The organism is Arthrobacter halodurans (genome assembly GCF_041877255.1).
GTDB classification, from domain to species: domain Bacteria; phylum Actinomycetota; class Actinomycetes; order Actinomycetales; family Micrococcaceae; genus Arthrobacter_N; species Arthrobacter_N halodurans.
The window spans coordinates 294,511-306,771 of sequence record NZ_JBHDLJ010000003.1; the positions used below are offsets into that span (position 1 = coordinate 294,511).

Sequence of the window (12,261 nt, forward strand, 5' to 3'; positions counted from 1 at the left end):
GGAGCACCGCATGAGCGCCCCATCCCTGGAAACCCAAGAGACCACCTCCGCCCGCCCGGGCCCGCTGAGCGGCTACACCGTGCTGGACCTGACCCGCGCCCTGGCCGGACCCCACGCGGGCATGATGATGGCCGACCTCGGCGCCCGCGTCCTCAAGGTCGAGACGCCCGGGCACGGCGACGACACCCGCGGGTGGGGCCCGCCGTTCGTCGGGCCCGACGAGGACCCCCAGGCGACGTACTTCCTGTCCTGCAACCGGAACAAGGAGTCCATCGCCCTGAACCTCAAGGACGGGGAGGACCAGGCGGTGCTCACCGAGCTGATCGGGCGCTCCGACGTCCTGATGGAGAACTTCCGCCCCGGCGTGCTGGACCGGCTCGGCTTCTCGGTCGAGCGGCTGCACGAGCTGAACCCACGGCTGGTGATCCTGTCCATCACCGGCTTCGGGCACGACGGGCCGGAGTCGCACCGCAGCGGCTACGACCAGATCCTCCAGGGCGAGGCCGGGCTCATGTCGCTCACCGGCTCCGGCCCGGAGGACCCGCAGCGCGTCGGCGTCCCCATCGCGGACCTGTTGTCCGGGATGTACGGCGCCTACGGCGTGCTGGCCGCGCTGCTCGAGCGTGAGCGGACCGGCCGGGGGCAGGTGGTGCGCACCTCGCTGCTGGCCTCGCTCGTCGGCGTGCACGCGTTCCAGGGTACGCGGGCCACCGTGGCCGGGGAGGTGCCGCGCGCCCAGGGCAACCACCACCCCTCGATCGCCCCCTACGGCCTCTTCGGCTGCCGCGGCGGCCGGGTGCAGATCAGCGTCGGCAGCGAGAAGCTGTGGGCGGCCTTCACCGCGGCCTTCGGGATCGACGGCGGGCGCCCGGAGTTCGCCTCCAACGCTGACCGGGTGCGCAACCGCGACCTCGTCATCCGCACCGTCGAGGACGCCTTCGCGGCGTACGGGCCCGCCGAGCTGCTGGAGAAGCTCGACGCGGCCGGGGTCCCCGCGGGCAAGGTCCGCTCACTCGACGAGGTCTACGCGTGGGAGCAGGTCAGGTCGCAGGGCCTGCTGATCAGCGTGGACCATGCCGTCCTGGGGGACATCACGCTCCCGGGCCCGCCGCTGCGCTTCTTCGACCCGGCCACGGCCGCGGAGACCACGCGGACGGAGCACTCCGCCCCGCCGCTGCTGGACGCGGACGGCGCCTCGATCCGGGACTGGCTCGCCGCGGACCGGGAGGGCGGCCGGTGAGCGCCCCCGCGGCGACGTCGCGCCGACTCTCCTCGGCGGAGCTGATCGGCGTCGTGCTCGACGCCGGCTCCTTCTCCTCGTGGGACGCGCCCGCCGAACAGCGCGCGGCCGGCGGGCGCTACGCGGCCGAGCTCGAGGCCGCGCGGCTCAAGAGCGGGCACGACGAGTCGGTGGTGACCGGCGAGGGACGCATCCGCGGACGGCGCGTGGCCGTCATCGTCTCCGAGTTCGCCTTCCTCGCCGGATCGATCGGCCAGGCGGCCGCGCAGCGCATCACCGAGGCCGTCGAGCGCGCCACGGCGGAGGGGCTGCCGCTGCTGGCCGGACCCGCCTCGGGCGGGACCCGCATGCAGGAGGGCACGCTCGCGTTCCTGTCGATGGTGCGGATCACGGACGCCGTCCGCCGGCACAAGGCAAAGGGCCTGCCCTACCTCGTGTACCTGCGCCACCCGACCACCGGCGGCGTGATGGCCTCGTGGGGATCGCTCGGCCACGTCACGGTCGCCGAGCCCGGCGCCCTGCTGGGATTCCTGGGCCCGCGCGTCTACGAGACGCTGCGCGGCGAGCCCTTCCCGGCCGGCGTCCAGGTCGCGGAGAACCTCTATCGGCGCGGCCTGATCGACGCAGTCGTCGCCCCCGGGCAGCTGCCCGAGATCCTGGACCGCGCGCTGCGCATCCTCGTCCCGGGCGACGCATCGGCCGCGGCCGGCGCCGCGCCCGCCGCGCCCCTGCCCGACAGCCTCGCGGCCCGGCCCGGCGACACCGACGCCTGGGAATCGATCCTCATCACCCGCAACCCGCGCCGTCCGGACCTGCGGTGGCTCCTGGCCGCGGGCGCGGACGACGCCCTGCCCCTCAATGGCACCGGCCAGGGCGAGAACGACCCCGGGCTCGGCCTCGCGCTGGCGCGCTTCGGCGGAAGGTCCTGCATCGTCCTGGGCCACCAGCGGCCGCGGCACGCCGACGGACCGCAGATGGGTCCCGGCTCCCTGCGCGAGGCGCGGCGCGGCATGCAGCTGGCCGAGGAGCTGCAGCTGCCCCTGCTGACCGTGATCGACACGGCCGGCGCGGACCTGTCCCGGGAGGCCGAGGAGGGCGGGCTGGCCGGGGAGATCGCCCGCTCGCTGAACGACCTCATCGGGCTGGACGCACCCAGCGTCGCGGTGCTGCTGGGACAGGGCACGGGCGGCGGCGCGCTGGCGCTCCTGCCCGCGGACCGCGTGATCGCGGCGGAGCACGCGTGGCTCTCCCCGCTGCCGCCCGAGGGCGCGAGCGCGATCGTCTACCGCGACGCGGACCACGCCCCGGAGCTCGCGGCCGAGCAGGGGGTCAACGTGGCCTCCCTGCACCGCATCGGGCTGGTGGACCACGTCGTGGAGGAGCGGCCGGACGCCGCACGCTCGCCCCGGGGCTTCTGCGCGCGCATGGCCCGGGCCATCGAATACGAACTCGAGCTGGCGGCCGCAGTTCCGGCGGGCGAGCGCCTGGAGCGCCGCCGCAGGAAGTTCGGCACGCTCGGCGGCTAGGCCCGCGGCCTCGCCGTCCCGCCCGGAGAGGGTGGGACTGCGGGACGGCCCCGCCGGCACCGCGGTGCCTACAGCGCGGAGAACGCCCGCTCGAGGTCGGCGATCAGGTCCTCGGCGTCCTCGATGCCCACGGACAGGCGCAGCAGGTTGACCGGGACGGCCAGCTCCGTGCCCTTGACCGACGCGTGCGTCATCTCCGAGGGGTAGTTCATCAGCGACTCGATGCCGCCGAGCGACTCGGCCAGCGTGAAGACCCGGGTGGACTCCGCGACCTTGCGCGCGACCGCCTCGCCGCCCCTGAACTGCACGGACACCATGCCGCCGAACGACTTCATCTGGCGCCGCGCCAGCTCGTGGCCCGGGTGGTCCGGCAGACCCGGATAGAGCACGCGCTCCACCTCGGGGCGGCCGAGCAGCCACTCGGCGACCGCCTGGGCATTGGTCGAGTGGCGGTCCATGCGCACGCCCAGGGTCTTCAGGCCGCGCGTGGTGAGGAACGCGTCCATCGGCCCGGACACCGCGCCGACCGCGAACTGCACGAAGCCGATCTTCTCGGCCAGGTCCTCGTCGGCGACGACGACGGCTCCGCCGACGACGTCGGAGTGCCCACCGATGTACTTGGTGGTCGAATGCACGACGATGTCCGCCCCCAGCGCCAGCGGCTGCTGCAGGTACGGGGACGCGAACGTGTTGTCCACGACCAGCAGCGCCCCGGCCTCGTGCGCGATCCCGGCGATCGCCGCGATGTCGCTGATCTTCATCAGCGGGTTCGACGGCGTCTCCACCCACACGAGCTTCGTGGGGTGCGCCGCGACGGCCGCGCGCACGGCGTCCAGGTCGGCCATGTCCACGGGCGTGTTCCCGATGCCCCAGTCCCCCAGCACCCGGGCGATGAGGCGGTAGGTGCCGCCGTAGGCGTCGTTGCCCAGCACGATGTGGTCGCCCGGCCGGGTCAGCGCGCGGATCAGCGAGTCCTCCGCCGCGAGCCCCGAGCTGAAGGAGAACGCGTGCGTTCCGCCCTCCAGCGCGGCCAGCTGCTCCTGCAGGGAGTCGCGGGTCGGGTTGGTGCCGCGGCCGTACTCGTAGCCGGCGCGCAGCCCGCCGATGCCGTCCTGCGCGTAGGTGGAGCTGAAGTGCACGGGGGGCACGACGGCCCCGGTCCGCGGTTCGAAGGCCTGCCCCGCGTGGATGGCGCGGGTGTTGAATCCGGTGCTCTCGTTGGTCGCCATGTTCCGAGCCTACGCCCCCGCGTTCGCGTCGGCGCGGGCCAGGTCATCGGCGGTCACAAGCGCCGCGACGATCCCGTCGGTCGCCACGAGGACCGCGGGAGCGCCGCCGGCGAGCGCCTCCCGCAGGGCCGACGCGGGCTGGTAGCCCCCGACCATCGGCAGCGCGGCCCCGAACCGGTCCGGGACCTCGGCGAGCGCCGTGTCCGCGGCGTGGCCGGCGTCGCGCGCGGCCCGCAGCGCCTCCGCCGTGACGGTGCCGCGCACCTCGCCCACGACGGCGGGCGGGCGGTGGCCAAGCACCGGCAGTGCGGGGAGCCCGGAGGCCTCCACTGCCGCCGCGGCCTCGGCCAGCGTGTGATCGAGGAGCACGTGGGGCACGCGGGCCGGGTCGGTCGGCACGGACTCGCCGACGCGGACGCCGTCGACCGCCGGCGACAGGAAGCCGCGCTCGGCCATCCACCGGTCGTTGAAGACCTTCGCGAGGTAGCCGCGCCCGCCGTCGGGCAGGATGACGACGACGACGGCGTCCTCGGGGAGGTCCCGGGCGGCGCGCAACGCGGCGACGACCGCCATGCCCGAGGAGCCCCCCACCAGGAGGCCCTCCTCCCGGGCCAGGCGGCGCGTCATGGCGAACGACTCGGCGTCGCTGACGGCGATGACCTCGTCGGGGACCGAGGGGTCGTAGTTGCCCGGCCACATGTCCTCGCCGACGCCCTCGACGAAGTACGGGCGCCCCGTGCCGCCGGAGTAGACGGACCCCTCCGGGTCCGCGGCCACGACGCGCACGGGGCCGGACTCCCGGTCGGCGGAGACCTCCTTGAGGAAGCGGCCCGCTCCGGTGATCGTGCCGCCGGTCCCGGCGCCGATGACGACGTGGGTGAGCCTGCCGTCCGTGTCGCGCCAGATCTCGGGGCCGGTCGTCTCGTAGTGGCTCGCCGGCGCCGCGGGGTTGGAGAACTGGTCGGGCTTGTAGGCGCCCGGGATCTCCCGGACCAGCCGGTCGGAGACGCCGTAGTAGGACTCGGGCGAGTCGGGCTCCACCGCGGTCTTGGTGACGACCACTTCGGCGCCGTAGGCGCGCAGGACGTCCCGCTTCTCCTCGCCGACCTTGTCCGGGGTGACGAACACGGTCTTGTACCCCTTCATCTGGGCGACCAGCGCCAGCCCCACGCCGGTGTTTCCCGACGTCGGTTCCACCACGGTGCCGCCGGGCTTGAGCTCCCCGGACTTCTCCGCCTCCTCGATCATCCGCAGGGCGATGCGGTCCTTGATGCTCCCGCCCGGGTTCAGGTACTCGAGCTTCACGAGCACGGTCGCGCGCACGCCCTCGGTGACTTTGGTCAGTTTCACGAGCGGCGTGTTGCCGATGAGGTCCAGGACGGAGTTGGCGTATTTCATGCCCAAGACTCTACCCGCGGGCGTCGCGGCGCGCCCCGGCGGGGGCAACCCGCCGTCATGCGCCTCGGGCGAGAAGGCCGGGGCCCCGATCCGTCGGCGGCGGATGAAATGATGGGGGAATGACGGTTCCCCCGACCCCCGCGCGGTCCGGCCCGGCGGCGCGCGCCGACGCCGAGGCGGAGTGGGACGTCGCGGGGCACTACGCATTGGGGTCGACGCTCTCCGTCCTCCAGCGCGGCGCGCACGACCCCTGCGCGCGCGTGGGCGACTCCCTCGCCTGGCTGTGCTTCGGCACGGAGGCCGGCCCGGCGTCCCTCCGGCTGTCGGCGGTCCCCCGGCCCGCGGCGGCGCCCGGGTGTCCGTCGACGACCGTCAGGATCCAGGGCTGGGGTCCCGGGGCCCGGCTCGCCGTCGCGTCCGCGCCCGCGTTGCTCGGCGAGCGCGACGACTGGTCCGGGTTCGACGAGTCCGGGTTCGCCGAGACGCTGCCGCGCATGGCGTCCGAGGCGCGCCGGGCGCACCCGGGGGTCCGCCTGCCGTCCACGGGCCGCGTCTTCGACTCCCTCGTCCCGGCCATCCTGGAGCAGAAGGTGACCACCATCGAGGCCCGCCACGCCTGGCGGTACCTGGCGCGCAAGTTCGGCACCCCCGCGCCCGGCCCTGCCCCGGAGGGCATGCGCATCCCGCCCGGCCCGCACGCGTTGCGGCGCATCGGCAGCTGGGACTGGCACGCGGCCCGCGTGGACCTCTCCCGGCGGACCACCATCCTGCGCGCCGCGGAGTCCGCCGCGGGCATCGACCGCCTGGGCGCGCTGCGCCTGGAGGAGGACCCGGGCCGCAGGCTCCAGGGCATTCCCGGCATCGGCCCGTGGACGACGGCGGAGGTCCTCCAGCGCACCCACGGCGACCCGGATTCCGTGTCGGTGGGCGACTACCACCTCGCCGCGTACGTCGGCTACGCGCTCACGGGCCGGAAGACGGACGACGCCGGCATGCTGGACCTGCTGCGGCCATGGTCCGGGCACCGCCAGCGCGTCGTGCGGATGATCGGCCTCTCCGGCTTCCGCAAGCCCGCGTTCGGACCGCGCCTGGCCCCCGAGGACCACCGCGGTCGCTAGGCCGCGCACGCGTTCGGGCGTCGGGCGGGCCGCGCCGTCGCCTATCCCCGGCCAAGGAGTTCGAGCGCCTCCTGGCGCATCTCGACCTTGCGGATCTTGCCGGACACCGTCATCGGGAAGCTCTCCCTGACCTGCAGGTAGCGGGGGATCTTGAAGTGGGCGATCTTGCCGGCGCAGAACGCGCGCAGGCCCTCCACAGTGAGCGGCTCGGCGCCGTCCTTGAGGATCACGCACGCCATGAGCTCCTCCCCGTACTTGTCGTCCGGCACCCCGATGACCTGGACGTCGCGCACCGCGGGATGCCGGTAGAGGAACTCCTCGATCTCGCGGGGCGAGATGTTCTCGCCGCCGCGGATCACCATGTCCTTGATGCGCCCCTCGATCCGGACGTAGCCGTCCGGGTCCATGGCCGCCAGGTCCCCGGTGTGCATCCAACCGTCCGCGTCGATCGCCTCGGCCGTCTTGGCCGGATCGTTCCAGTAGCCGCTCATGACGGCGTAGCCGCGCGTGCACAGTTCCCCCACCTCGCCCCGGGGCACCACCGCGCCGGTGCCGGGGTCCACGATCTTGGACTCCAGGTGGGGCATGGTGCGCCCGACCGTCTGCGTCCTCCGGGCCAGGGAATCGTCCGCGCGGGTCATCGTCGACACCGGCGACGTCTCGGTCATGCCGTAGCAGATCGCCACGCCGGCCATGTTCATCTCCCCGATGACGCGTTCCATGACCTCGGCGGGGCAGGTCGACCCCGCCATCACCCCGGTCCTCAGGGAGGAAAGGTCGTAGGCGGCGAAGTCGGGCAGGGCGAGCTCGGCGATGAACATCGTCGGCACGCCGTAGAGGCTGGTGCCGCGGTGCCGCTGGACCGCGTCCAGCGCCTCGGCCGGCTTGAACGTCCTGCCGGGCAGGATGGTCGCCGCGCCGTGCGAGAGCGCGGCGAGGTTGCCGATGACCATGCCGAAGCAGTGGAAGAACGGCACGGGCAGCACCACGCGGTCCTCGGGCGTGTAGGCGAGCAGCTCGCCGATGTGGAACCCGTTGTTGAGGATGTTGCGGTGGGTCAGCGTCGCGCCCTTGGGGAAGCCCGTCGTGCCCGAGGTGTACTGCAGGTTGATCGCGTCCTCGGGCTCGAGGGCGGACAGGAGCGCGTCCAGCGCGCCCTGGCCCACGGCATCGGCACCCGCCAGCAGGGCGTCCCAGGTCAGCTCGCCGGCTTCCGGCTCCGGTCCCGGGGATCCGCCCGGACCGGGCAGGAGGACCAGCTCGCGCAGTCCCGGGGTGTCCGCGCGGACCCGCCGCGCCATGGCCGGGTAGTCGCTGTTCGCGTCGGCCGGCGCGACGACGAGGGCGCGCATGCCGCACTGCTCGACGACGAACGCGAGCTCGTGGGTCCGGTAGGCGGGATTGACGTTGACCAGGACGATGCCGGCCTTCGCGGTGGCGTACTGCAGCAGCGTCCATTCGGCGCAGTTCGGGCTCCAGATGCCGACCCGCTCGCCGCGCCCGACCCCGGCCGCCATCAGCGCACGGGCGATGCGGTCCGTGTCCTCGTCCATGCGGGCGTACGTCCACGAGCGCCCCGTGGACGCCTCCACGATCGCCTCGCGCTGCGGGTTCAGGCCCGCGATGCGCCGGAAGTTCGCGCCGATGGTCTCCTCCAGCACCGGAAGCCCGCGCCCGCCCTCGATGTGGGAATCCGCGGGGGGACGCACGTCGGACTGGATCATCATCGACTCCTGGGGGTTCTGCGGTCAGACTGTGATCCAGAACATACCAGTTGGCCTGGCGGCCGCGGGGAGGAGCGACGGATGGACGAACGCGACGACGGCGGGGCCGGGGCCCCCCGCGGCCCGGCACCGGGGAACGTCACGACGCTGCGCTTCCTGGCCGCGCCCATGGATGTCGGGCACAGCGGCACGGTCGACGCGGGGACGATCCTGGAGTGGGTCGACAAGGCGGCCTACGCCGCCGCCGTCGCGTGGGCCAAGGCCTACTGCGTGACCGCCTACGTCGGCAACATCCACTTCGCGGACCCCGTGCAGGTGGGCGACATGGTGGCGCTGGAGGCCCGGATCGTGCACACGGGGCGGTCCTCCATGCACATCCTCACGACCGTCACGTCCGGGGACCCGCGCACGTTCGGGGACTCGGGGGTGCCCGCGGAGGCGCGCAGCCAATGTCTGGTCGTCTTCGTCGCGGTGGACGACGCCGGCAAGCCCGTGCCGGTGCCGAAGTTCGCGCCGGCCACGGACACCGAGCGCGGGCTGGAGGCGGACGCCGTGGCGCGGATCGGCGTCCGCGAGCGCATCGTCGAGGCCATGAACCGCGTCTCCTACACCGACCGGGGCACGGCGGAGCGCGTGGTCCTGCGGTTTCTCGCGGCCCCGACGGACGTGAACTGGGGCGGCAAGGTCCACGGCGGCATCGTCATGGCGTGGATCGACGAGGCGGCCTACGTGTGCGCGACGCGCTACTGCGGGCGGGACGCGGTGGCCGTGTTCTCCGGCGGCGTGCGGTTCTACCGTCCGCTGCTGATCGGCCATATCGTCGAGGTCGAGGCCCGTCTCGTGTACACCGGGAACAAGGGCATGCACATCGCCGTCCACGTCCGTTCGGGCGACCCGAGGACGCGGGAGATGAGCCTGACGACCTACTGCATGACGGTGATGGTGGCGCGCGACGGCACCGGGTCCGCGGTCGCCGTCCCGGCGTGGGTGCCCGTGAGCGAGGAGGACCGGTCCCTGCACGCCCACGCGCGCGAGCTCATCGCCATCCGCGGCACCGCGCCCGGCAACCGCCTGCCGCGCCACCTGTTGCGGGACGGCGGCCACTAGGGACCACGTCCGCCGCGGGCTCGGACGCGTGGAGGCCCAGGCGGAGGTCCCTGCGGGGTCCTACGTGGCGGCGGCGTCCTTTTCGGCGATCTGCGCGTGCACTTCCTGCATGTCGATGCCCTTCACGGCCTCGATGAGGTCCGCGAGCTGGGGCGCGCCGAGTGCGCCGGGCTGCGAGAAGACCAGCACCTTGTCGCGGAACGCCATCAGGGTCGGGATCGAGGTGATGCCGGCGGCCGCGGCCAGGCCCTGCTCCGCCTCCGTGTCCACCTTGGCGAACGTGACCTCCGGGAACTTCTCCGAGGCCTCCTGGAAAACGGGGGCGAACTGACGGCACGGGCCGCACCATGCCGCCCAGAAGTCGACGAAGACGATGTCGTTCTCTTCGATGGTCTGCGCGAACTGGGCCTCGGTGATGTCAATGGTAGCCATGCCTCCACGGTAGCTTCTCGTCCAGCGCCTTGTCTCGCGCCGGAGGGGGCTGTGCAGGGCGACCGGCGGTCCACGGGGTCCCGCGCGGGGTGGTGGGGCCGGGCGGCCGGCTTATCCACATTCCGGCCGGCGGCCGCCCCGCGGGGCCCTGCCGGGCCTAGCCTCGGAACCACACCGCGCACCGCAGAAGGGACCCCGGGCATGCCGCGCCGCACACTGCTGATCATCATCGAAGGACGTCTCCTCCGCGAGGCCATCGAGCTCGGCCTCCGGCTGGCCGAGGAGTACCAGGATCTGGTGCCGGAGGCGTTGGAGACGTCGAAGTCCGAGCTGTACGCCGTCGGCGAGGCGTCGCGGATCCAGCGCCGCACCAGAGCGCCGCGGCCGCTGGCGGACGCCTCCCCCGCGGCCACTGGCGCGGGGGCCCTCCATGCCATCTGGTGCCACGGGCGGTGGCTGACGCCCGGCAACTGCCCGCCGGGACCGCCCGAGGCCCACGGCGCCACCGACTGGCAGTGGGCCCACTACAACGCGGTGATGGGCGCGCACGGGTCAGCCCACCTGATCCTCTGGGACCTGTACCTGCGCGCAACGGACGGGCGCCTGGCGGCGTGAAGGGGATCGCGGGCCCCCAACGCTCGGGAAGCCCTGAACGCACAAGAACCCCGGACCGTGAGGTCCGGGGTTCTTGGCCATCCGTTGCCGGATGCGTGGTGGCAGATACTGGATTCGAACCAGTGAAGGCAATGCCAGCTGATTTACAGTCAGCCCCCTTTGGCCGCTCGGGTAATCTGCCGAACGCTCCGTAAGTGGAACGAGAAGAAACTTTACCGAAGAATCGCCGCAGAATCGAATCGTGCCCGGCGTCCGGCGCCCCGTGCCCGGCAGCGCCCCTCCCGGTAGGCTGGTCGGCAACAGAAACCCTACTTTCAGGAGGACTCCGATGGCGAGCGATTCCACGTTCGATGTTGTCAGCAAGGTGGACACCCAGGAGGTGTCCAACGCCCTCAACCAGGCGCAGAAGGAGATCGCCCAGCGCTACGACTTCAAGGGCGTCGGCGCGGAGATCGACTTCAGCGGCGAGAACATCCTGATGAAGGCCAACTCCGAGGAGCGCGTCAAGGCGATCCTGGACGTCTTCCAGTCCAAGCTGGTCAAGCGGAACATCAGCCTCAAGTCGCTCGACGCCGGCGAGCCCTTCGCCTCCGGCAAGGAGTACCGGATCGAGGCCAGCATCAAGGAGGGCATCGCCCAGGACGTCGCCAAGAAGATCAACAAGCTGATCCGCGACGAGGCCCCGAAGGGCGTGAAGTCCACCATCCAGGGCGACGAGCTCCGCGTCTCCTCCAAGTCCCGCGACGACCTGCAGGCCACCATGGCGCTGCTGCGCAACTTCGAGGACGCGGACCTGCAGTTCGTGAACATGCGCTAGACGCACGCCCTCGGAGCCGGCCTCAGGGACGTCCCCGGCTGCCCTGCCCGGCGTCAAGGTGACGCGGTTGCGCGGCGCCCGATCTGGAGCCGGCTATCGACCGCGGGTCAGTGGCCCAGCGGCCGGCCGGCCATCCGCTCGAGTCGGGCGATCCGGTCGGCCATCGGCGGGTGGGTCGTGAACAGCTTCTTCGCGCCGCCGGCGAAGGGGTTGGCGATCATCAGGTGCGACGTGTTGACGAGGCGCTGGTCCTCCGGCAGCGGCGCGCGCTGGACGCCCGTCTCCAGCTTGCGCAGCGCCGACGCCAGCGCCAGCGGATCGTTGGTCAGCTTCGCGCCGTCCTCGTCGGCGTCGTATTCGCGCGTGCGGCTGATGGCCATCTGGATCAACGACGCGGCCAACGGGGCCAGCAGCGCGGTCGCGATGATCGCCAACGGGTTGGCGTTGCGCCGGTCACCACCCCCGAAGATCAGCATGAACTGCGCCACGGAGGTGATCACGCCGGCGACGGCCGCGGCCACCGACGAGGTGAGGATGTCCCGGTTGTAGACGTGCATCAGCTCGTGCCCGAGCACCCCGCGCAGCTCGCGCTCGTCGAGCAGGCGCAGGATCCCCTCGGTGCAGCAGACGGCGGCGTTCTGCGGGTTGCGCCCGGTGGCGAACGCGTTCGGCGCGGCCGTCGGGGAGACGTAGAGGCGCGGCATGGGCTGCCGGGCCGCGATCGACAGCTCGCGCACAATCCGGTACATCGCCGGCTGCTCCTGCTCCGTCACGGGGTAGGCCTGCATGGCGCGGATGGCGAGCTTGTCGCTGTTCCAGTAGCCGTAGGCCGTCGTGCCGACGCCAATCAGGGCGAAAATCCAGATGAACGACGAGTTGCCGGTCCCCGACGCGATCAGCCCGCCGACGCCCAGCAGCATCGCGAACATGCCGCCCAGCAGGGCCGCCGTCTTCAGCCCGTTGTTGTGGTGGTGCACGGTTCGTCACTCCTCGGTCATGCCGTGTCGGCCGCGCGCCGCGGCCGTTGTCCTCAATTTTAACCAACGCGGCCGCCC

The 12,261-nt window shown here is 72.7% G+C and carries 11 protein-coding genes and 1 tRNA gene; 6 read left to right on the forward strand and 6 right to left on the reverse strand.

Going from position 1 to position 12,261, the window contains the following annotated elements:
* Nucleotides 1-10: 10 nt before the first annotated feature.
* Together ACETWP_RS05865 and ACETWP_RS05870 are read left to right on the forward strand one after the other, a co-directional pair.
* The gene (locus tag ACETWP_RS05865; protein ID WP_373971276.1) at nt 11-1,240 is read left to right on the forward strand and encodes a CaiB/BaiF CoA transferase family protein; all 1,230 of its coding nucleotides are present in this window, start codon (nt 11-13) and stop codon (nt 1,238-1,240) included.
* Complete coding sequence (locus ACETWP_RS05870) at nt 1,237-2,766, forward strand: carboxyl transferase domain-containing protein (RefSeq protein ID WP_373971277.1); 1,530 nt, start codon at nt 1,237-1,239, stop codon at nt 2,764-2,766. The genes ACETWP_RS05865 and ACETWP_RS05870 overlap by 4 nt, the downstream gene beginning before the upstream one ends.
* Before the next feature lie 68 nt (nt 2,767-2,834).
* On the opposite strand, the gene ACETWP_RS05875 is transcribed toward ACETWP_RS05870, so the two are convergent.
* Together ACETWP_RS05875 and ACETWP_RS05880 are read right to left on the reverse strand one after the other, a co-directional pair.
* Nucleotides 2,835-3,995 (reverse strand): cystathionine gamma-synthase, encoded by a 1,161-nt coding sequence (locus ACETWP_RS05875; protein ID WP_373971278.1) that lies wholly within the window; start codon nt 3,993-3,995, stop codon nt 2,835-2,837.
* Nucleotides 3,996-4,004: 9 nt separating this feature from the next.
* Nucleotides 4,005-5,393, reverse strand: coding sequence for a cystathionine beta-synthase (locus ACETWP_RS05880; RefSeq protein ID WP_373971279.1), 1,389 nt, complete (start codon nt 5,391-5,393; stop codon nt 4,005-4,007).
* A gap of 119 nt (nt 5,394-5,512) precedes the next feature.
* On the opposite strand from ACETWP_RS05880, the gene ACETWP_RS05885 reads away from it, so the two are divergent.
* On the forward strand, nt 5,513-6,511 hold the full coding sequence (locus ACETWP_RS05885) for a DNA-3-methyladenine glycosylase family protein (RefSeq protein ID WP_373971280.1): 999 nt from the start codon (nt 5,513-5,515) through the stop codon (nt 6,509-6,511).
* A 41-nt stretch (nt 6,512-6,552) separates the two neighbouring features.
* Here the strand turns inward: ACETWP_RS05885 and ACETWP_RS05890 are convergent, their stop codons facing one another.
* Complete coding sequence (locus tag ACETWP_RS05890; RefSeq protein WP_373971281.1) at nt 6,553-8,235, reverse strand: AMP-binding protein; 1,683 nt, start codon at nt 8,233-8,235, stop codon at nt 6,553-6,555.
* 81 nt (nt 8,236-8,316) lie between these two features.
* On the opposite strand from ACETWP_RS05890, the gene ACETWP_RS05895 reads away from it, so the two are divergent.
* Nucleotides 8,317-9,342 carry an acyl-CoA thioesterase gene (locus tag ACETWP_RS05895; protein WP_373971282.1) on the forward strand — a complete coding sequence of 342 codons (1,026 nt, stop codon included), beginning with the start codon at nt 8,317-8,319 and terminating at the stop codon, nt 9,340-9,342.
* 60 nt (nt 9,343-9,402) lie between these two features.
* Here the strand turns inward: ACETWP_RS05895 and trxA are convergent, their stop codons facing one another.
* Nucleotides 9,403-9,774: a thioredoxin gene (gene trxA / locus ACETWP_RS05900; RefSeq protein WP_373971283.1), complete on the reverse strand. Its 372-nt coding sequence runs from the start codon at nt 9,772-9,774 to the stop codon at nt 9,403-9,405.
* A 201-nt stretch (nt 9,775-9,975) separates the two neighbouring features.
* On the opposite strand from trxA, the gene ACETWP_RS05905 reads away from it, so the two are divergent.
* Nucleotides 9,976-10,389: a hypothetical protein gene (locus tag ACETWP_RS05905; protein ID WP_373971284.1), complete on the forward strand. Its 414-nt coding sequence runs from the start codon at nt 9,976-9,978 to the stop codon at nt 10,387-10,389.
* 96 nt (nt 10,390-10,485) lie between these two features.
* Here ACETWP_RS05905 and ACETWP_RS05910 read toward each other — a convergent pair.
* Nucleotides 10,486-10,570, reverse strand: a tRNA-Tyr gene (locus ACETWP_RS05910).
* A gap of 147 nt (nt 10,571-10,717) precedes the next feature.
* Between ACETWP_RS05910 and ACETWP_RS05915 the strand changes: the two genes are divergently transcribed.
* The gene (locus ACETWP_RS05915) at nt 10,718-11,206 is read left to right on the forward strand and encodes a YajQ family cyclic di-GMP-binding protein (RefSeq protein WP_373971285.1); all 489 of its coding nucleotides are present in this window, start codon (nt 10,718-10,720) and stop codon (nt 11,204-11,206) included.
* 107 nt (nt 11,207-11,313) lie between these two features.
* On the opposite strand, the gene htpX is transcribed toward ACETWP_RS05915, so the two are convergent.
* Nucleotides 11,314-12,183, reverse strand: a complete 870-nt coding sequence (htpX, locus tag ACETWP_RS05920) for a zinc metalloprotease HtpX (RefSeq protein WP_373971286.1) — start codon at nt 12,181-12,183, stop codon at nt 11,314-11,316.
* Between the last annotated feature and the right edge of the window lie 78 nt (nt 12,184-12,261).

Excerpts from the sequence above, each read along its gene's own strand:
- ACETWP_RS05865 (WP_373971276.1), top strand. The coding sequence starts at position 11 with ATGAGCGCCCCATCCCTGGAAACCCAAGAGACCACCTCCGCCCGCCCG.
- ACETWP_RS05875 (WP_373971278.1), bottom strand. The coding sequence starts at position 3,995 with ATGGCGACCAACGAGAGCACCGGATTCAACACCCGCGCCATCCACGCG.
- ACETWP_RS05880 (WP_373971279.1), bottom strand. The coding sequence starts at position 5,393 with ATGAAATACGCCAACTCCGTCCTGGACCTCATCGGCAACACGCCGCTC.
- ACETWP_RS05885 (WP_373971280.1), top strand. The coding sequence starts at position 5,513 with ATGACGGTTCCCCCGACCCCCGCGCGGTCCGGCCCGGCGGCGCGCGCC.
- ACETWP_RS05890 (WP_373971281.1), bottom strand. The coding sequence starts at position 8,235 with ATGATCCAGTCCGACGTGCGTCCCCCCGCGGATTCCCACATCGAGGGC.
- ACETWP_RS05895 (WP_373971282.1), top strand. The coding sequence starts at position 8,317 with ATGGACGAACGCGACGACGGCGGGGCCGGGGCCCCCCGCGGCCCGGCA.
- trxA (WP_373971283.1), bottom strand. The coding sequence starts at position 9,774 with ATGGCTACCATTGACATCACCGAGGCCCAGTTCGCGCAGACCATCGAA.
- ACETWP_RS05905 (WP_373971284.1), top strand. The coding sequence starts at position 9,976 with ATGCCGCGCCGCACACTGCTGATCATCATCGAAGGACGTCTCCTCCGC.
- ACETWP_RS05915 (WP_373971285.1), top strand. The coding sequence starts at position 10,718 with ATGGCGAGCGATTCCACGTTCGATGTTGTCAGCAAGGTGGACACCCAG.